This is a genomic window from Microbacterium sp. AB, assembly GCF_032878875.1.
Taxonomy (GTDB): domain Bacteria; phylum Actinomycetota; class Actinomycetes; order Actinomycetales; family Microbacteriaceae; genus Microbacterium; species Microbacterium betulae.
Window position 1 is genome coordinate 740,708 of record NZ_CP118157.1, and the last position, 18,156, is coordinate 758,863.

Annotated in this window: 16 protein-coding genes, 2 pseudogenes and 1 riboswitch; of the genes and pseudogenes, 10 read left to right on the plus strand and 8 right to left on the minus strand. The window is 71.8% G+C overall.

Annotation, left to right across the window (positions count from 1 at the left end; all coding sequences use genetic code 11):
- The first annotated feature begins 4 nt into the window (after positions 1 to 4).
- The 7 genes and pseudogenes from N8K70_RS03380 to N8K70_RS17125 form a co-directional block, all read left to right on the plus strand.
- A complete protein-coding gene (locus N8K70_RS03380; protein WP_317140204.1) occupies positions 5 to 634 on the plus strand; it encodes a phosphatase PAP2 family protein in 630 nt (209 codons plus the stop codon).
- 3 nt (positions 635 to 637) lie between these two features.
- On the plus strand, positions 638 to 2,506 hold the full coding sequence (locus tag N8K70_RS03385) for a helicase HerA-like domain-containing protein (RefSeq protein WP_317140205.1): 1,869 nt from the start codon (positions 638 to 640) through the stop codon (positions 2,504 to 2,506).
- Between the two features lie 17 nt (positions 2,507 to 2,523).
- On the plus strand, positions 2,524 to 3,057 hold the full coding sequence (locus N8K70_RS03390) for a cysteine hydrolase family protein (protein WP_317140206.1): 534 nt from the start codon (positions 2,524 to 2,526) through the stop codon (positions 3,055 to 3,057).
- 121 nt (positions 3,058 to 3,178) lie between these two features.
- Positions 3,179 to 3,277, plus strand: a pseudogene (locus N8K70_RS17115) (hypothetical protein); the annotation flags it as partial.
- Positions 3,259 to 3,627 carry a helix-turn-helix domain-containing protein gene (locus N8K70_RS17120; protein WP_394357804.1) on the plus strand — a complete coding sequence of 123 codons (369 nt, stop codon included), beginning with the start codon at positions 3,259 to 3,261 and terminating at the stop codon, positions 3,625 to 3,627. The pseudogene N8K70_RS17115 and the gene N8K70_RS17120, both read left to right, overlap by 19 nt.
- 113 nt (positions 3,628 to 3,740) lie before the next feature.
- A complete protein-coding gene (locus N8K70_RS03395; RefSeq protein ID WP_317140207.1) occupies positions 3,741 to 4,634 on the plus strand; it encodes a hypothetical protein in 894 nt (297 codons plus the stop codon).
- Positions 4,635 to 5,328: 694 nt separating this feature from the next.
- Positions 5,329 to 5,526 (plus strand): annotated as a pseudogene (locus N8K70_RS17125) (HNH endonuclease signature motif containing protein); the annotation flags it as partial.
- A 351-nt stretch (positions 5,527 to 5,877) separates the two neighbouring features.
- On the opposite strand, the gene N8K70_RS03405 reads toward N8K70_RS17125, so the two are convergent.
- The 4 genes from N8K70_RS03405 to N8K70_RS03420 form a co-directional block, all read right to left on the minus strand.
- On the minus strand, positions 5,878 to 6,858 hold the full coding sequence (locus N8K70_RS03405; protein WP_317140209.1) for a malate dehydrogenase: 981 nt from the start codon (positions 6,856 to 6,858) through the stop codon (positions 5,878 to 5,880).
- Entirely contained in the window at positions 6,855 to 7,694 is an 840-nt protein-coding gene (locus N8K70_RS03410; RefSeq protein WP_317140210.1) for an alpha/beta fold hydrolase, read from the minus strand. Before N8K70_RS03410 ends, N8K70_RS03405 begins: the two co-directional genes overlap by 4 nt.
- 19 nt (positions 7,695 to 7,713) lie before the next feature.
- On the minus strand, positions 7,714 to 10,614 hold the full coding sequence (locus N8K70_RS03415) for a sigma-70 family RNA polymerase sigma factor (RefSeq protein WP_317140211.1): 2,901 nt from the start codon (positions 10,612 to 10,614) through the stop codon (positions 7,714 to 7,716).
- 380 nt (positions 10,615 to 10,994) lie between these two features.
- The gene (locus tag N8K70_RS03420; protein WP_317140212.1) at positions 10,995 to 12,164 is read right to left on the minus strand and encodes an N-acetylglucosamine-6-phosphate deacetylase; all 1,170 of its coding nucleotides are present in this window, start codon (positions 12,162 to 12,164) and stop codon (positions 10,995 to 10,997) included.
- A gap of 71 nt (positions 12,165 to 12,235) precedes the next feature.
- A riboswitch (ZMP/ZTP riboswitch) is annotated at positions 12,236 to 12,319 on the plus strand.
- A gap of 35 nt (positions 12,320 to 12,354) precedes the next feature.
- On the opposite strand from N8K70_RS03420, the gene glyA reads away from it, so the two are divergent.
- From glyA to N8K70_RS03435, 3 genes are all read left to right on the plus strand, one after another.
- Entirely contained in the window at positions 12,355 to 13,653 is a 1,299-nt protein-coding gene (gene glyA, locus N8K70_RS03425) for a serine hydroxymethyltransferase (protein WP_317140213.1), read from the plus strand.
- 128 nt (positions 13,654 to 13,781) lie between these two features.
- A complete protein-coding gene (locus tag N8K70_RS03430) occupies positions 13,782 to 14,663 on the plus strand; it encodes a bifunctional methylenetetrahydrofolate dehydrogenase/methenyltetrahydrofolate cyclohydrolase (protein WP_317140214.1) in 882 nt (293 codons plus the stop codon).
- Positions 14,664 to 14,738: 75 nt separating this feature from the next.
- Positions 14,739 to 15,740 (plus strand): alpha/beta hydrolase, encoded by a 1,002-nt coding sequence (locus N8K70_RS03435; RefSeq protein ID WP_317140215.1) that lies wholly within the window; start codon positions 14,739 to 14,741, stop codon positions 15,738 to 15,740.
- 9 nt (positions 15,741 to 15,749) lie between these two features.
- Here the strand turns inward: N8K70_RS03435 and N8K70_RS03440 are convergent, their stop codons facing one another.
- From N8K70_RS03440 to N8K70_RS03455, 4 genes are all read right to left on the minus strand, one after another.
- Positions 15,750 to 16,193 (minus strand): hypothetical protein, encoded by a 444-nt coding sequence (locus N8K70_RS03440; protein WP_317140216.1) that lies wholly within the window; start codon positions 16,191 to 16,193, stop codon positions 15,750 to 15,752.
- Positions 16,194 to 16,215: 22 nt separating this feature from the next.
- Positions 16,216 to 16,380, minus strand: coding sequence for a hypothetical protein (locus N8K70_RS03445; RefSeq protein WP_317140217.1), 165 nt, complete (start codon positions 16,378 to 16,380; stop codon positions 16,216 to 16,218).
- A 154-nt stretch (positions 16,381 to 16,534) separates the two neighbouring features.
- Entirely contained in the window at positions 16,535 to 17,272 is a 738-nt protein-coding gene (locus N8K70_RS03450) for an amino acid ABC transporter ATP-binding protein (RefSeq protein WP_317140218.1), read from the minus strand.
- Positions 17,269 to 18,129, minus strand: coding sequence for an amino acid ABC transporter permease (locus N8K70_RS03455; RefSeq protein WP_317140219.1), 861 nt, complete (start codon positions 18,127 to 18,129; stop codon positions 17,269 to 17,271). The genes N8K70_RS03450 and N8K70_RS03455 overlap by 4 nt, the downstream gene beginning before the upstream one ends.
- Positions 18,130 to 18,156: the final 27 nt, after the last annotated feature.

Here is an 18,156-nt window from a genome sequence, read left to right on the forward strand (position 1 = left end):
GGCGATGATGACGTCACGATCCGCGAGGGCATGGTGGGGCGCGGGGATGATCGCCGCAGCGATCGCCCTCGGGCTCGGGACGATGCTGCGCGGGATCCCGTTCGCCGTCGACGCGTGGTGGGCGGACGTCCTGTCCAGCCCGCCCGGCGGAGGCGTGCTGACGTTCTCGCTGCTGCTCGACGGCGCCGGCGGAGGATGGATCGCCGTCTTCGTGGTCCCGCCCGGCATCGCGCTCGTCCTCTTCCTCGTCGGGCGGCGATGGGGCGCGCTGTACTTCGTCGCGACGTCGGCGGCCAGCGCGCTGCTCGTGCAGGCGCTCAAGCACCTGTTCGCGCGTGCGCGGCCCGAGGACATCCTCGTCGTCGTCGACGAGGGCTCATTCCCCTCGGGGCATGTGGCGAACGCCGCGACGGTCGGGATCGCGCTCTGGATCCTCTTCCCGCGGTGGTGGACGGGGGTGATCGCGGCGGCGTGGATCGTCGCCATGGCCTTCTCCCGCACGTACCTCTCCGCGCACTGGGCGAGCGACACCCTCGGCGGCGCCCTCGTGGGCACGGGCGTCGCCCTCGCCGTCGCGGCGGCGATGACGCCGTTGCGGGAACGGGATCGCGCGCGGGACGTGGCTAGGCTGTGAGCCATGAGCCCCGACAGCGCGTCGACCGCGGCTGAGCTCGCACGGCTCCGGGCGGAGGCCGAGCTCGCCGAGGCCGCCCTGAGGGCGGCCGAGGCGCGCGCCAGGCTGGCCGCGGCGGAGGCCGAGGCGGCGAGGAGGGCCGCGGCCGACGGCGCCGGCTCCGCGCCGTCCGAGACGATCGCGTCCGCGCCATCCGCATCCGACGCGCCGGTCGAGCCGGTCGCGACGCCCGAGCCCGGCGACGTCGCGTCGGAGCCCGACGGGGTTCCCGCCGGCCCGCTCGATGCGTCCGGCGTGCAGAGGATCCGCGACGGCTACGTGTTCGACGGCGAGACCCTCGACCTCGGCGCGCTCGTCAACGGCGAGCCGCTCGCGGACGTGCAGGTCCGCATCCCGCTCTCGATGCTCAACCGCCACGGGCTCGTCGCCGGCGCGACCGGCACGGGCAAGACGCGCACGCTGCAGGGGATCGCCGAGCAGCTCGCGGAGAAGGGCGTCCCGGTGTTCGCCGCAGACATCAAGGGCGACCTCACGGGCATGGCGGCGCCGGGGGAGTCGAGCGAGAGGCTCCTCGCCCGCACGAGGGCGATCGGGCAGGACTGGACGCCCCGGGCATCCGCCGTCGAGCACTTCGCGCTGGGCGGCATCGGCGCGGGCGTGCCGGTGCGCGCCACGGTCACGGGGTTCGGCCCGCTGCTCCTGTCGAAGGTGCTCGGGCTCAACGCCACGCAGGAGTCGAGTCTCGGGCTCGTGTTCCACTACGCCGACAAGAACGGGCTCCCGCTCGTCGACCTCGCGGATCTGCGGGCCGTGCTCGCGTATCTCACGAGCGATGACGGCAAAGCCGAGCTCAAGGGGCTGGGCGGGCTCTCCTCGGCGACGGCGGGCGTCATCCTGCGCGAGCTGATCACGTTCGCCGACGGCGGGGCCGACGTGTTCTTCGGCGAGCCGGAGTTCGACGTCGCCGACTTCCTGAGGACGACGACGGATGGCCGCGGCATCGTGTCGCTGCTCGAGGTGCCCGGAGTCGCCGACCGGCCGGAGCTGTTCTCGACGTTCCTCATGTATCTCCTCGCCGAGCTGTTCGAGCTGCTGCCCGAGGTGGGCGACGTCGACAAGCCGAGGCTCGTGTTCTTCTTCGACGAGGCCCATCTGCTCTTCAAGAACGCGTCGAAGGACTTCCTCGCGGCGATCACGCAGACCGTGCGGCTCATCCGATCGAAGGGAGTCGGCGTCTTCTTCGTGACGCAGACGCCGAAGGACGTCCACGCCGACGTGCTCGCGCAGCTCGGGTCGCGCGTGCAGCATCAGCTGCGCGCCTTCACGCCCGACGACGCGAAGGCCCTGCGCGCGACCGTCGGGACGTATCCGACCTCGGGGTACGACCTCGGGAGGGTGCTCCAGGAGCTGGGCACCGGGGAGGCCGTCGTCACCGTGATGAGCGAGCGTGGTGCGCCGACCCCCGTCGCGTGGACCCGCGTGCGTGCGCCGCAGGCGCGGATGGACGCCCTGCCCGCTGACGACGTGGCCAGGGCGGTGGCGGCGTCTCCGCTGCTGCCGACCTACGGCGAGGCGATCGATCGCGAGTCGGCGTACGAGATCCTCACCGCCAAGATGAACGCGGCTGCGGCGGCCCAGGAGGCCGAGCAGCGGACGCTCGCGCAGGCGAAGATCGACGCCGAGCACGAGAAGCAGCGCGCGGCCGTGGAGAGGAAGGCGCAGCGCGAGTACGATCGGCTGCTGAAGGCGACGAAGGGCCGTTCGACGACGCGGCGGGCTCCGGCCGCCACGCGTCGAGGAGACGTGCTCGACTCGGCGGCTCTGGTGGACAGCGTGATCCGCGGCCTGTTCGGCGGCGCGCGGCGCCGCTGAGACGCGAGGAGGCGGGGATGGCGCAGGGACTGCTCGTCGTGGACGTGCAGAACGACGTCATGGACGTCTGCGCGCACGCGGAGGACGTCGTCGCGCGCATCGTCTCGCTCGTGGACCGCGCGCGGTCGGCGGGCACGCCGGTCGTGTGGGTGCGGCATCATGACGACGGGCTCGTCGAGGGCTCGGACGGATGGCGGATCGTGCCGGAGCTCGTCCCTGCCGCGGACGAGCCGATCGTCGACAAGCAGTGGGGCGACTCCTTCGCGGACACCGATCTCGTGCAGCGTCTCACCGCGCAGGGGATCACGGAGCTCGTGCTCTGCGGGGCGCAGACCGACTACTGCATCCGCTCTACGCTGCACGGCGCGCTCGTCCGCGGATATCCCGTGACGCTCGTCGAGGACGCGCACACGACCGAGGACGACGAGTACCGCGGAGAGCCCGTGACGGCGGACGGCCTCGTCGACGACCTCAACCGCATCGCGTCCATCGCCCGCTGGCCGGGAGCGGCCTCGCGGGTCGTGCCGGCGGCGGAGGTCGTGCTCGCCTGACCGGGAGATGAAGATGGGCAGCTATCAGGCGCGGCGTGGGCGCCGGACGGGGGCGTTGCTATGGCGGGTCGAGGTCGATCCCGGCGATCTGCGCATCCTGCCCGACGGCGTCATGGACCTCATGTGGTCCGAGGGGCGGTTCCTGTTCGCCGGTGCGGACACCACGGCGATGATCTCGGCGTCTGAGCACGGAGGAACGACGTGGGGGCTGAGGCTGGCACCCGGTGTGGCCTACTCCCTCCTGGGCATCCCGGCACGGGACCTCGCAGATCAACGCTTCGACTCGCCGCGTCGCTGGACCGTGCCGCCCGGGGAGGCGCCCGTGTCACCGACATCGCGGATCGGCACGGCCTCTCGGAACGCACCCTGCGTCGTCTCACCGACAGGCTGTTCGGCTACGGCCCGAAGACGCTCGCCTCTATCCACCGTTTCCAGCGCGTTCTCGCCCTCGTCCGCTCAGGCACACCGCTCGGCGAGGCGTCGACGATGGCGGGCTATGTCGATCAGTCCCATCTGACCCGCGATGTGCGGCGTCTTGCCGGGACGACTCCCGCCGACCTCGTCGTGTGAGACAGGCGAGTCCTCTCGCGCTGTGCGCCTCCTCGCGTGCTGCATCCGCGAAGGGCGCGACTGGCCGATTCGTCCAAGACGATCACACCCCCGTGGGTGGCACCGTGGGATGCATGAGCATCGACATCGGCCGCGCGGCATCGTTCCTGGCGGCTCACGGACGCGTCCTCGATCGACGCCGCTTCGCACTGCTCGCCGGCGAGGCGACGTCTCGGGAGCGGGGCGCCGTTCTCGCCGCGGTGGAGGGCTACCGCAACGGCGACGGCGGCTTCGGATGGGGACTCGAACCCGACCTCCGGGCGCCGGAGAGCCAGCCGGCCGGCGCTCTCCATGCGCTGGAAGCGATCGGCGACGCCGGACCGGAGACGACGCCGACGACCGTCCGGCTCTTCGACTGGCTCGACTCCGTGACCCTGCCCGACGGCGGCCTCCCGTTCGCGCTGCCCATCGCGAACCCCGTGGCCTGCGCGCCGTTCTGGGTCGAGACCGACTCCGAGGAGTCGTCGTTGCAGATCACCGCCGGGGTCGCTGCGCAGGCGCACCGCGTCGCCCGCTTCGATGAGCGGGCGAAGGGACATCCTTGGCTGGAACGGGTGACGCGCTTCTGCTTCGACGCGATCGGCAGGATGGACGAGGCCCCGTTCGCCTACGTCCTGTCGTTCGCGCTCCGGTTCCTCGACGCGACCGCCGACACCCATCCCGAGGCGCACGATCTCCTGCGCGGCTTGCGGCAGTATGTGCCCGCCGACGGCGCAGTCCCGGTCGCGGGAGGCGCCGAGGGCGAGATGCTCCACCTCCTCGACCTCGCTCCCGAACCCGGGCGCGCGGTTCGCGACCTCGTCGACGACGACGACGTCGCCGCCGACCTGGACCGCCTGGAGAACGGGCAGCAGGCCGACGGAGGATGGGCCGTCGACTTCACCAGCCATTCGGAGGCCGCGTCTCTCGAATGGCGTGGCTATGCGACGGTCTCCGCTGTGGCGGTGCTCCGAGCCAACGGCCGCTGATCCCCTCCGCAAGAGGATGCGCCGTATGAATGCGGCGATCCGCTTACGAGGGGGAACGCCGTGCGTCCCGCGAGCGGCGCGGCGATGGCTCGGAGATGAGCAGAGGGACGGCGCAGAAGGCCGCGTCCCGGTGCCGGAGGGGCTCGTCGGAGGGCAGGAGACGAGTGGCGGCCTCGGCGACGATCTCTCGAACAAATGTCCGATGTCCGTCGTAGTGTCGGGGTATGGAGATCACCGCAGGCGTCAGCGAGGTGGCGGGGCTTCCGTGGGAGCCGACGGATGCCGAGCAGACGGTCACGCGCGTGGTGATGGAGTCGATGCAGACGGCGCAGAGGATGCGCGCTATGGCCGACGCGGTCGAGACGCGCGCCCTCGCTCTCGGGGCGGCTGTCGCGCGGGAGCAGACCGTGCGGGCGGACACGTCGTCGCAGTATGATTTCCCGTTCCGATCGATGGCGTCCGAGCTCGCCGCCGTCGCGGGGGAGTCGAAGAGGGCCGTGCAGACCCGGATGGCGAACGCCTCCGTGCTCGTGTCGTACTCTCCGGTCACGACGCAGGCGCTGGCCGATGCCCGCATCACGGCGAGACACGCTGCGGTGATCCGCGAGCACGGCGAACGGCTCGCCGACGAGCAGCGGGCGGTGTTCGAGGAGCGTGCGGTGGGGTTCGCAGAGGACGCCTCGCGGGGTATGGCATGGGGTGGGAGCGGTTGTTCCTCCACCCCGACACCGGTGCGCTGCTCACGGTCGACCGATACACCCCCACCGCGGCGCAGAGACGGTTCCTCAGAGCACGGGATGAGACGTGCCGGTTCCCGTCCTGCACCAACGCCGCCGTCCACGCCGACATCGACCACACCCGCCCGAACTCCGAAGGCGGCACCACCCGGATCGGCAATCTCGCCTGCCTCTGCAAGGGATGTCACCGCGACAAGCACCACACTCCCTGGCGGGTGAGGCACCTCACGCCCGGAGTGCTGGAGTGGACGAGCCCCGCGGGCGTGACGCACGTCGACACCCCCGGCGCCGCGGGTGAGATTCACCGCTCTCGACGAAGTCGCCCTGCGACCGGATGCCCCACCCGGAGACGACCCTCCCGGAGGAGATCCGCCTCGCAGCGAGGCATCCGCAGATCCGCCGCCCTTCTGACCGTGCGACGCAGCCGGGCGTGGGCAGCCGGGCGTGGGCGATCGGGTGCGCCCTGCGCCGGGATCGTGGCAGATCCGGGAGCGCTCACCGCCCGGTCAGGAGGGGATGAGCCCCAGCTGCCTGACCGCGTCTCGCTCGACCGCGAGCTCCGCGACGGACGCGTCGATCCGCTCGCGCGAGAACGGGTCGATGTCGAGGCCTTCGACGATGCGCCAGCGGCCGTTCGACGTCGTGACGGGGAACGACGAGACGAGTCCTTCGGCGACGCCGTAGGACCCGTCCGACACGACCGCCATGGACGTCCAGTCGCCGGCCGGTGTGCCGCCGAGCCAGTCGCGCGCCGCGTCGACGGTCGCGCTCGCCGCGGAGGCGGCGGAGGAGGCGCCGCGCGCCTGGATGACGGCCGTGCCGCGGTGAGCGACCGTGGGCAGGAAGTCGTCGACGACCCACGCGCGGTCGACGAGGTCGAGGGCGTCCTGCCCGCGCACGCGGGCGTGCGTGAGATCGGCGTACTGCGTCGCGGAGTGGTTTCCCCAGACGGTGAGACGGTCGATCTCCGTGACGGGTGCGCCGGTCTTGAGCGCGAGCTGCGCGAGTGCGCGGTTGTGATCCAGGCGGGTGAGGGCCGAGAAGCGCTCCGCCGGGATGTCGGGAGCGTTCACGCGGGCGACGAGGGCGTTGGTGTTCGCCGGGTTCCCCGTCACGAGCACGCGGATGTCGGCGCCTGCGGCCTCGTTCAGCGCACGACCCTGTTCGGTGAAGATGGCGCCGTTGGCCGACAGCAGGTCGCCGCGGTTCATGTCCGCCGTCCGAGGCCGGGCACCCACGAGCAGCGCGAGGTCGGCGCCGTCGAAGGCCCGTCGCGGATCGTCGGCGATCTCGATACCGCTCAGGAGCGGGAACGCGCTGTCGAGCAGTTCCATCGCGACGCCCTCCGCCTTCGGGAGCGTCGACGGAACCTCGAGCAGCCGCAGCTCGACGGGGCGATCGCCGAGGCCTCCGCTCGCGAGTCGGAAGAGCAGGCTGTAGCCGATCTGTCCGGCGGCCCCGGTGACGGCGATGCGAAGAGGGCTCATCCCCCGACGCTATCCCGGCCTCCTCCGTTCGCCCGGGAGGAAGGCGTCCGATCCGGGCGCAGGAAGCGGTCGACGATCTGGAGTCCGAGACCCCCGTCGAGCACGATGCCGTGCCTGGCCCCCTTCACGACCGTGAGGCGCGCGGTCGGGATGTGCTCGTCGAGGATCCGCGCGTTGTCGAGCGGAGTCAGCGGATCGAGCTCGCCGTGCAGCACGAGCGTCGGCGTCGTGATGCGCCCGAGGTCGGCCAGCGCGTCGTGACGCGTGCTCGCACGATGATGCCGTGCGAGCGCCGTGCGATCGCGGCCGACGGCGAGCAGCCGCACGAGGTCGCGCCGGTCCTCGGCCCAGAAGAGCGTGGCCACCTCGTTCGGGTCGGAGGAGCGGATGGCGTGATCCGTCGCGTCGGATCGCAGGGTGCCGTACGCGTCGCCGGCCGAGGTCGATACGAGCACGAGACGACGCAGCCGTCCGGGATGGTCGATCGCCAGCCACTGCGCGACGCGTCCGCCCATCGAGTGTCCGACGACATCCGCCCGCTCCACGCCGGCCGCGTCGAGGATGCTCACGACGTCCTCCGCGAACAGCCGCATCGTGAAGCGCGAGGCGTCGCCCAGCTCGCTGTCGCCGATGCCGCGGTGGTCGAAGACGATGACCTGCCGTCCGGGCAGCAGCGCCGGACCGGCGATCTGCCACGACCGGTGATCGACGGCCTGCCCCGCGACGAGCACGAGCGGCGTGCCCTCACCCGCCGTCCAGTACGCGAGCCGGATGCCGTCGCTCGCGATCGCGGTGTGCCGCACCCACTCGGGGCCGTAGGGGTCGGGGGACGTCACCGGGTGAATCTCAGGTGGGTCATCTCCGCGTCACCGTCCAACCGAACGTCGTTCCCGTGCCGTATACCTGTGGCGGTATGGAGGTGTACTCGACAGTGAAGTCGAAACGCCGATCCAGCTCGCCCGTGTACTCGAAGAGATGCTCTCCGTTCTCACCGAAGCGGATCTCAAGGTACTCGTCTGGACGATCTTGTGTCGTGACCGTCACCAGCGCGGTCTCATCGGCGTGCCCCTGTAAGGGCGTCAGGACAGAAAGCCCGCCGGGCTGAGTGAGACGCGACTCGCTTGCCTCGATGTCGTACACCAGCAGGTCAGAGAGGCCGAGTTCGTCGGCGTCCTTCGTGTATGTCGTGCCGGGATCGGCGTTCCTCTGCGGATAACTCAACGTGATTGGTTGCGCAGACTCCAGCTGGTCGCGAGTGAGGACAAGCGCGAGGGTCCCGCTTCCCGCATCGTCGAGCGGGACGTCGACGATCAGCGAGCCGATCGAGGCGACAGCGTCGACGCTCGGCTCGCCCGTTACTGGGATCTCAACCGCCCCTTGAACGGGTCTCTCCATATCGAGTGATGCCGTGCGGAATTCCAGCGCGTCATTGATGACGAGCTCTTCGAGCGGGACCTTATCTCCCACACGGAAGCTGAGCGGCTCGGCGAGAGCATCCCCGTCGACGTAAGAGACCGTCACGGACGGGTTGTTGCTCGCGGTTGCAAAGTCGAGCGGCAGATCGATAACACGTTGAGGTCCCGACAGCACGATGTCGTCGGCGACGAGCGCGCCATTGAGCAGAACGTCTACGCGAGCATCTGTCTCGCCCGTGACCGTGAAGCTGACCGTGCCTTCCTGCTTGTTCCCCTGAACCGACTCGTCGACGAGCCGGAGAGGTCTATAGGGGGTCGGCGTCGGAGGTGGAGTCGCTGTCGAACTTGGCGTTGGCGTCGGCGTCTTGGTAGGCATCGGCGTCGGGGAGGCAGTCGGTGTCGGCGTAGCGCTGGGCTTCGGGGTGGCGGAAGACGTCGGGCTCGGACTCGGCGTCGGCTCGGACTCCAGCGCCTCCAGGAGCGGGGCACGGACTCCCAACTCGGAGAGCGACGCCGTGAACGCCGCGACGTCGCCCTCGCCGTCGCGATATGCGATGACGAGACGCGTGTCCTCGGTGACGTGCACCGGCGTCAGCGAGAATTCCAGGTCGAGCGTGCCGTGCGCGGTGAAATCGCCCTCGGCGAGGGCGTCGGACGTGTCCGCAGCGGAGAAGAACGACAGCGACGCGAAAGCCGCCGCAGCGGCGCCCGTCGTGGCCCCGGCACTCACCGACACCGTCTCATCCGCCTCTCCGGTGAGCTCGAGCTCGATGATCCGTTCGTCCGCGTCGACGACGGACGCCTGCTCCACGGCGATCTGAGCGAAGGGCTCGCCGGGCGTCTCCTCCGGCGAAGGCTCGGGCGAGGGCTCGAGGGTCGGCTCGGGCGAAGGCTCGAGGGTCGGCTCGGGCGAAGGCTCGAGGGTCGGCTCGGGCGAAGGCTCGAGGGTCGGCTCGGGCGAGGGCTCTGCCGTCGGCTCGGGCTCGACAGAGGGCTCGGGCTCCCCGGTCGGAAGCGCGGACGGCTCAGGCTCGGGGAGCGGTTCCGGCTCGGCCGTCGGCAGCGGGTCCGCGCTCGGCCGAGGGGAGGCCGACGGGCGGGGAGCGGGGCTCTCCGGCCGCGGCTCCGACGTGGATGAGGCGGACGGCGTCGGGGTGGGCGTCGGCGTGCTCCCGATCGGCGGCTCGATGGGGTCGCCGTTCTCATCCTCGGTCGTCAGCAGCTCGTCCGACGCCTCGATCGAGGCATCCGGCTGGTTCGCGTCGTCGAACGCCCCTGCGGCGTCGTTCGCCGAGCCCGACCATCCTCCCGTGAGGGTCGCCGCGAGCACGACGCCGGCGACGGTCACGGCGGCGACGCCAGCGGCGAGGAGACCGCCGATCGTCCATGCGGGCGTCCCGGAGGCCGTCCCGCCGCCCTGGGCGGCGCCATCCGCCGCCGCGGCTGTGCCCATGCCGCCCGCGACGACCGCCGCGCCCTCGTGCACCGAGGAGGGCATGGCGGCGAGGGCGACGACCGCCGCCTCCCCGCGCTGCAACGATGCGAGATACGCGGCGGCCCCGGCGGTGCCGATCGTGAGGGGCAGGAGGACGAGCGCCAGGCGACCGCTGACCTCCTTGGCCTCCGAGGCGACGATCGCGCAGCGGGCGCAGTCGCCGAGGTGGTCCTCGACCTTCTTCCGGTCACGCGGCCCGAGGTTCTCGCGCGTGTACGCGCCCAGCCGCTCGATCGTCCACGCGTGATCGGAGCCGTCCTCGACGGATGCGATGTGCGCCTGGATCCAGGCCTCGCGCAGGCCTTCGCGGGCGCGGAACGCGAGCTGGGAGACGCCGGCGGCCTTCATGCCCAGGAGCGGGGCGACCTCGCCCGGCTTCATCTGCTCGATCTCCGTGTACCAGAGCACCTCCTGCCAGCGGGTGGGCAGGCTGCGGAACGCCGTGTGGGTCAGGCTGCGGTCGAGCGCCTCGTCCGTGGCCTGGTCGGTCGACCCCGGGTCCTCGACGTTCTCGAGCTCGTCGCTCGCCACCTCGTTGCTCGAGCGGCCCCACGACGCGGCGATGTTGCGGATGGCCGTGAAGAGGTAGGCGCGGAAGGACCCGGTGGGGCCTTTGCCGCGTCGGATCGACTGGAAGATCTTCGCGTAGGCCTCCTGCACGAGGTCGTCGGCGTCGAAGCTCGACGTGATCGACCGCGCGGCGACGACTCCGGATCGGTAATGACGTCGCCACAGCTCGGCGAACGCCTCGCGGTCGCCGGAGCGGGAGCGCAGGACGAGATCGACGTCGGGCGTCGCCGAGAGGTCGGCGTCGCCGTCGTGGAGGTTCTCGTCGTCTGTGGTCATACAGATTGATCCGTGTGCTCGTCGTCGCCTCCGACACGGCGCGCACGGCGCACGTCTCATCGGGCTCGCCCGACTCGGGTGTCAGGCCATCCGAATCATCTTCCCCCTGTTCGGGTTCCGACGCCACCCCGTTGGCGGGAGCGACGACGGCTCCCCCGCGGAAGCGCGCGGTTTTCGCGGATTCCGGAAAAATCCTGCGAAGCCGCGTAACGAAACCACCCGCGGCCCGTCTCATGGCATGAGAGAGACGTTCGCCCGGCTGCTGGGGAGTGCCGGTCGGGCGGTTTCGCTCCGGTGGCATCGACCCCGAAGCGAAACGGGGGCTCGGACTGTTCGGGGGAGGGGTCCGAGCCCCGCCTCTCCTCCTACGGGAACGACGGTCAGCGCGCCGTCCCCGCCGTCCACACCCGCGCCACGTCGAGCCCCCCGGTCCACAGCACCGCGTCGGCGACCGCTCCGGCGCGCAGCGTGCCGAGCTCGTCGGCGCGGCCGATCGCGCGGGCGGGTGCGGCCGTGAGCGCGCCGAGGGCCTCGGGCAGAGGCACACCGAGCCCCACGATGCGGCGCAGGGCCGCATCCTGCGTGAGGGTCGACCCCGCGATCGTGCCGGTGCCGCGCACGGTCGCGGCCCCTCCCGCCACGACGACGTCGAGCGGGCCGAGCGCGTAGTCGCCGTCGGGCATCCCCGTCGCGGCCATGGCATCCGTCACGAGCGCCACGCGCCCGGGCGCGGAGCGGAAGAGCATGCGCATCACGTCGTCGTCGACGTGCACGCCGTCGGCGATGAGCTCGAGCGTCATCCTGTCGTCGCCCGCCGACACGGGAACGGGTCCCGGACGGCGGTGATGGATGCCCGGCATCGCGTTGAACGCGTGCGTGAGGAGCGTGGCCCCGGCGTCGATCGCCTGCCGCGTCGCCGTGGCGTCGGCATCCGTGTGCCCGATCGCCGCGATCGCGCCGGAAGCCACGACACGACGGATGGCGTCGACGGCACCCGGCAGCTCGGGGGCGATCGTCACCTGCCGGATGGTCTGGACCCCGTCGATCATGCCGGCGTCGAGCAGACGCGCGACGTCGGACTCCTCGGGGCGACGCAGCAGCCGCGGATCGTGCGCGCCGTGGTGACCGGGATCGAGGAAGGGCCCCTCCAGATGGCTGCCGAGGACGTCGTCCTCCCGCAGGGACAGCCGTCCGATCGCCGTGACGTGCTCCTCGAGCTCGTCGAGCGGAGCCGTCACGAGCGAGAGCACGGCGCGCGTCGTGCCGTGCGCGCGGTGCAGCGCGCGAGCGGTGCGGACGGCCTCGAGACCACCGTCATAGGATGCGCCGCCGCCGCCGTGGCCGTGCAGGTCGATGAGCCCCGGGGTGAGCACGGCGCCCTCCCCTGCGGCGTCGCGTGCGTCGAGCACCTCGTCGCCCGTCTGCGTCGCGGCCCGCCATCCGTCTCCGTCGCCCGTCGCCGTGACGCGTCCGTCCTCGAAGCGCGCCCACCCGTCGCGGACCGCGCGGCCGTCGGAGACGAGGAGAGTCGCGTGGATCACCGTGCCCATGTCCCGACCATCCCACATCCGCCCGCCGCAGCACAGCCGTCCTCCACGGACGGCCACGCCGTCGGCTATGCTGTTCGCGTCGCGACTGGCGTTGAGGTGGGACACCACCGGGGAGCGACCGAGACGGCATCCGACCGCACGCCTGGGCCGGAGCGAACACCATCCATTCGTCTGTCGTCAGGAGATCGCCATGACCGATCCGCTGTTCAACGCCCCCCTCGCCGAGGTCGACCCGGAGATCGCGCAGGTCCTGCAGCGCGAGCTCGATCGCCAGCGCGGGTTCCTCGAGATGATCGCCTCCGAGAACTTCGTGCCCCTCTCGGTGCTGCAGTCGCAGGGCTCGGTGCTGACGAACAAGTACGCCGAGGGCTACCCGGGCCGTCGCTACTACGGCGGCTGCGAGGAGGTCGACGTCGCCGAGGAGCTCGCCATCGCGCGCGCCAAGGCCCTGTTCGGCGCGGAGTTCGCGAACGTCCAGCCCCACTCGGGCGCGACGGCGAATGCGGCGGTGCTGCACGCGATCGCGCGTCCCGGCGACACCCTGCTCGGGCTCTCGCTCGACCACGGCGGCCACCTGACGCACGGCATGAAGATCAACTTCTCCGGCCGCCTCTACGACATCGTCGCGTACGGCGTGGACCCCGAGACGTCGCTCGTCGACATGGACGAGGTCCGCCGCCTCGCCCTGGAGCACAGGCCGAAGGTCATCATCGCCGGCTGGTCGGCCTACCCCCGTCAGCTCGACTTCGCCGCCTTCCGCGCGATCGCCGACGAGGTCGGCGCCTACCTGTGGGTCGACATGGCGCACTTCGCGGGGCTCGTCGCCGCGGGCGTGCACCCGAGCCCCGTGCCGCACGCGCACGTCGTCTCGTCGACCGTCCACAAGACGATCGGCGGCCCGCGCTCGGGCTTCATCCTCACCAACGACGCCGATCTCGCGAAGAAGATCAACTCCGCGGTCTTCCCGGGTCAGCAGGGCGGCCCGCTCATGCACGTGATCGCCGCCAAGGCGACCGCGTTCAAGCTCGCGGCGACCCCCGAGTTCGCGGACCGCCAGGAGCGCACCCTGCGCGGCGCCGCGATCCTCGCCGACCGCCTCTCGCAGCAGGACGTCGAGGACGCCGGCATCGCCGTGCGCTCGGGCGGCACCGACGTGCACCTCGTGCTCGTCGACCTGCGCGACGCGGCGATCAACGGCAAGGAGGCCGAGGACCTCCTGCACGACATCCGCATCACGGTCAACCGCAACGCGGTGCCGAACGACCCGCGCCCGCCGCTCGTCACGTCGGGCCTGCGCATCGGCACGCCCGCGCTCGCGACGCGCGGCTTCGGCGACGCGGAGTTCGCCGAGGTGGCCGATGTCATCGCCCTCGCGCTGCTCCCGGGCGCCGACGTCCCCGCGCTCCGCGAGCGCGTCGCGAGGCTCGCCGACGCCTTCCCGCTCTACCCCGGTGTCGAGAGCGCCGGCCAGGGCTACACGGCGGCCTGACCCGCGCTCAGCCCTTCCCGCCATCCTGGCCGCGAGGATCCAGCCCGGCCGCGAGAATGCCGGCAGCGGATGGATTCTCGCGGCGGATGGGCCGGACGGTTGAACGGATCTGACGGAGGACGAAGGACATGACGGCACAGATTCTGGACGGCAAGGCCGCAGCGGCGGCGATCAAGGCGGAGCTCGCCGATCGCGTCGCCGCGCTGACGGCGAAGGGCGTCACGCCCGGGATCGCCACCGTGCTCGTGGGGGCCGACCCCGCGTCGCAGCTCTACGTGGGCATGAAGCACAAGCAGTCGCTCGCGATCGGGATGAACTCCATCCAGCGCGAGCTGCCGGCCGACGCGACGCAGGAGGACGTCGAGGCGCTCGTCGACGAGCTGAACGCCGACCCGGCCTGCCACGGCTACATCGTGCAGCTGCCGCTGCCGAAGCACATCGACACCGACGCGATCCTCGAGCGCATCGACCCCGCGAAGGACGCCGACGGCCTGCATCCGACCAACCTCGGGCGGCTCGTGCTCAACGTCAGCCAGCCGATCCACACCCCGCTGCCCTGCACGCCCCGCGGCGTGATCGAGCTGCTCACGCGGAACGACTACGACCTGACCGGCAAGCACGTCGTCGTCGTCGGCCGCGGCGTGACGATCGGCCGCTCGATCGGGCTGCTCCTCACACGGCGCGACGTCAACGCGACCGTGACGCTCACCCACACCGGCACCGTCGGGCTCTCGCGGTACCTCCGGCAGGCCGACGTCATCGTCGCGGCGGCGGGGGTCAAGCACCTCGTCGGGCCCGAGGACGTCAAGCCGGGCGCGGCCGTGCTCGACGTGGGCGTCACGCGCGAGATCGACCCGGAGACGGGGAAGCGCAGGGTCTACGGCGACGTGCATCCCGATGTGGCCGAGGTGGCGGGCTTCCTCTCGCCGAACCCCGGCGGCGTGGGCCCGCTCACGGTGGCGCTGCTCATGACGAACGTCGTCGAGGCGGCGGAGCGCTCGACCTCCTGACGCGGCGGCCGTGCCTGGCGGGCGTCCGGCCGACGTGCTTGGATTCGTCCGGAGGACCAGCGCGGAGGAGGCCACATGGGTGCGGAGGACGTGACGGAGCCGGGCGGCGTCGGCATCGACTGGATCCGCAGGGAGCAGCGGGCGCGGGCGCGCCTCGGCGCGGACGCGCCGGGGCTCGCGCTCGACGAGCGCCGGCGCCTCGCGAGAGCCGTCTCGGACCTGCTCGCGGAGGAGGCCGCGGCGCCCGTCGACGAGCGCGCCCGCATCCACGAGATCGCGCTGCCCGGCGTCGCGGGGGAGTCGTTCGCCCGCGTCTACGAGCCGCCGGGCACGCCCTCCTCACCGCCGACGCAGCTGTTCCTGCACGGCGGCGGCTTCCTCTTCGGCGGCGCGCGCGAGCGCGTGAACGACGCGCTGCTCTCCGCCAGGTCGGTCGCGACCGGTCTGCGCATCGTCTCCTACGAGTACGCGCTCGCTCCCGAGCATCCGTACCCCGCCGCCCGCGACGAGGTCGTCCGCGTCTTCCGGCTGCTGCACGATCGCGCGGAGGAGCTCCGCATCGACGCGGAGCGCATCGGGATCGGAGGCATGTCGGCCGGCGGCTCCGTCGCGGCGAGCGCTGCGCTCGTCCTCGTCCGGGAAGGCGGACCCGTGCCCTTCCACGCCTCGCTCGAGGCGCCCGCCCTCTCCCTCCGGGGGATCGGCGAGCGCTCGGCGGACGACGCTCCCCATCCCGCGATGGCCGCGCAGATCGCGGAGTACCCCGCTCTGAGCGCGGCCTATGCGCCCGGCGCCCCCGACCTCGCGTTCGTCGCGGATGCGGACACGGTCGAGGGCTTCCCTCCGACGCTGCTCGTGCTCGCCGAGTTCGACGTGCTCACCGACGGCGCCCTCGGGTTCGCGCAGCGTCTGCGCGCGCAGGGCGGACACGTCCGCGTGCATGTGCGAGCAGGCCACGTCCACGGCTCGCCCGCCGCGACGGCGATCTCGCCCGAAGCGCGGTCGTGGCAGGACCTCGTGGCGCGTGAGCTGCGGGAGGCGTACGGGACGGAGGGCGCCGGGGCAGACGCGGGGTGACGCCTCCGGCTACGGCTGCTTCCGGCGGCTCCGCGCGCGGGTCCGGTCGTACAGGTTCGTCGCGCCGCGCTCGAAGCGGTCGTCGAGGAGGTCGTAGACGACCCAGGCCACAAGGAGGTACAGCGGGGGCAACACGTATCCCCAGAACCATCCGCGGACGGCGACATCGGAGAGCCAGACGACGAGCAGCCAGATGACCGCCTGCACGACGAACGTCGCGAGGTACTGGACCAGCTTCTCGCCGATCCTCGCCCGCTGCGCGATCGAGGACGCCGCGCCGTGGAAGATCCGCGCGAGCAGGGGCTTGAGCCAGATCGTCGCGAGGGTGAGGACGAGCGCTGCCCACCAGGCGGCCCACCCGACGGTCACGGAGCCCTCGAACCATCCGACGAGCAGCAGGACGACGACGTTGAACAGGTACAGGCAGACGAGGCGGATGAGCCACTTCTTCATGCGCCCAGCCTGCCACGTCCGGTCACCGCCCGGCGAGTCTGAGCGTGCTGACGGATGCGGTCGACTCCGTCCCGAGGAACACGAGCGAGCCCGCGGCGAGCCTGAGCGCGGTGTAGGCGGGGTCGGCGACGCGGGCGCGGGGCGGATCCGCGGGCTGGGACGGCGGGGGGACGGCGATGGCGGGCATGTCGGCTCCTGTCGGGTCGGTGGCGGGTGCTGTCCGTTCAGCCTCCGTGACATCGCCCCTCGTGCACATCCCGCTGAGGGATGAACCCGGGTCACCCCACGGTCTCATCCCGGATGCCCCGGACCGTGCCCCGGACGTCGTCCCCGAGGGGCGCTCAGGCGCTGAAGCGCGCGAGGAAGGCCCGCGTGCGCTCCTCGCGCGGCCGGCCGAAGAACCGGGCCGGAGGCCCCTCCTCGACCACGCGACCCCCGTCGAGGAACACGACGCGGTCGGCGACGTCGCGCGCGAACGCCATCTCGTGCGTCGCCATGACGATCGTCGCGCCGTCGTCCGCCAGGGCGCGCACGAGCTCGAGCACCTCGCCGACGAGCTCCGGGTCGAGGGCCGAGGTGATCTCGTCGAGCAGCAGGAGCTCGGGCGCGCTCACGACCGCCCGCGCGAGCGCGACGCGCTGCTGCTGACCGCCCGACAGGCGGTCCGGATGCTCGTCGGCCTTGTCCTCGAGTCCCACGCGCGCCAGCGCGGACAGCGCCTCGGCGCCCGCGCGCGCCTTCGGCCATCCGTGCACGTGCCGCAGCGCGAGCGCGATGTTCTGCCGTGCCGTCAGATGCGGGAACAGGTTGTACTGCTGGAAGACCACCCCGATGCGGGCGCGGACGGCGTCGGCGTCGACCCGCGGGTCGCTGACGTCGAGGTCGCGCAGCCAGATCTGCCCGTCGTCGATCGGCTCGAGCAGGTTGATCGTGCGCAGCAGCGTCGACTTCCCCGACCCGCTCGCGCCGATGAGCGCCACGACCTCTCCGGGCGAGACGTCGAGGTCGACGCCTCGGAGGACCACGTCGTCGCCGAAGCTCTTCCAGACGTCGTCCACCCGCAGCACGGCCGCGCTCATACGACGCCCCCGATCTGCTCGCGCTCGCGCACCCGGGCCGTGTACCAGTCGGTGAGGCGGATGGTGGGGATGGCGAGGAGGACGAAGAGCAGCCCCGCCAGCACGTACGGGGTGAAGTTGAAGAAGGCCGCCGTCTGGATCTGCGCGGCGCGCACGGCGTCGACCGCTCCCAGAACGGAGACGAGGCCCACGTCCTTCTGCAGTGCGACGAGGTCGTTCATGAGCGCGGGGGTGACCTTGCGCACGGCCTGCGGGATGACGACGAGGCGCATCGTCTTCGCATGGCTCAGCCCGAGCGAGCGGGCCGCCTGCCGCTGCGAGGGATGCACGGCGTCGATGCCCGCGCGGAACACCTCCGAGACGTAGGCCGAGTAGGTGAGGGTGAGCGCGATCGTGCCCCAGAACTCGTACGGCAGGCGCTCGGGGATGAGGTCGAGACCGGGGATCCCGAATCCGACGAGATACAGGACGATGATGAGCGGCAGCCCGCGGAAGAGGTCGGTGTAGCCCGCGGCCAGCGCCCGCAGCGGCAGCCAGACCGGGCCGCGCAGCGTGCGGACGGCGGCGAGCAGCAGCGCGAGGACGAGGACGAGCACGGCCGTCGCGGCGAGGACGCGCAGGTTCAGCAGGAAGCCGTCCCATACGCGGGGGAGCGAGGCGATCAGCACGTCGGGGTCGAAGAACGACTGCTGCACGCGTGCCCACCCCGGTGTGTTCACGAGCGCGAACCAGACGACGACCGCGAGCGCCACGGTCGAGGCGAGGCTGATGAGGACGGAGCGGATGCCCTGTCTCCGACGGTGGACGCGCCGTTCCTGCTCGACGGCGCTGACGGGGCGCGCGCCGGGCGGGATCATCGTGCCAGGATAGCCGGGCCGCGGCGC

Bases quoted from the DNA above. Each gene is read 5' to 3' on its own strand.
- N8K70_RS03430 (WP_317140214.1), top strand. From the start codon at position 13,782: ATGACGGCACAGATTCTGGACGGCAAGGCCGCAGCGGCGGCGATCAAG.
- N8K70_RS03420 (WP_317140212.1), bottom strand. From the start codon at position 12,164: ATGGGCACGGTGATCCACGCGACTCTCCTCGTCTCCGACGGCCGCGCG.
- N8K70_RS03380 (WP_317140204.1), top strand. From the start codon at position 5: ATGATGACGTCACGATCCGCGAGGGCATGGTGGGGCGCGGGGATGATC.
- N8K70_RS03395 (WP_317140207.1), top strand. From the start codon at position 3,741: ATGAGCATCGACATCGGCCGCGCGGCATCGTTCCTGGCGGCTCACGGA.
- N8K70_RS03440 (WP_317140216.1), bottom strand. From the start codon at position 16,193: ATGAAGAAGTGGCTCATCCGCCTCGTCTGCCTGTACCTGTTCAACGTC.
- glyA (WP_317140213.1), top strand. From the start codon at position 12,355: ATGACCGATCCGCTGTTCAACGCCCCCCTCGCCGAGGTCGACCCGGAG.
- N8K70_RS03405 (WP_317140209.1), bottom strand. From the start codon at position 6,858: ATGAGCCCTCTTCGCATCGCCGTCACCGGGGCCGCCGGACAGATCGGC.
- N8K70_RS03415 (WP_317140211.1), bottom strand. From the start codon at position 10,614: ATGACCACAGACGACGAGAACCTCCACGACGGCGACGCCGACCTCTCG.
- N8K70_RS03450 (WP_317140218.1), bottom strand. From the start codon at position 17,272: ATGAGCGCGGCCGTGCTGCGGGTGGACGACGTCTGGAAGAGCTTCGGC.
- N8K70_RS03390 (WP_317140206.1), top strand. From the start codon at position 2,524: ATGGCGCAGGGACTGCTCGTCGTGGACGTGCAGAACGACGTCATGGAC.
- N8K70_RS03445 (WP_317140217.1), bottom strand. From the start codon at position 16,380: ATGCCCGCCATCGCCGTCCCCCCGCCGTCCCAGCCCGCGGATCCGCCC.
- N8K70_RS03455 (WP_317140219.1), bottom strand. From the start codon at position 18,129: ATGATCCCGCCCGGCGCGCGCCCCGTCAGCGCCGTCGAGCAGGAACGG.
- N8K70_RS03385 (WP_317140205.1), top strand. From the start codon at position 638: ATGAGCCCCGACAGCGCGTCGACCGCGGCTGAGCTCGCACGGCTCCGG.
- N8K70_RS03435 (WP_317140215.1), top strand. From the start codon at position 14,739: ATGGGTGCGGAGGACGTGACGGAGCCGGGCGGCGTCGGCATCGACTGG.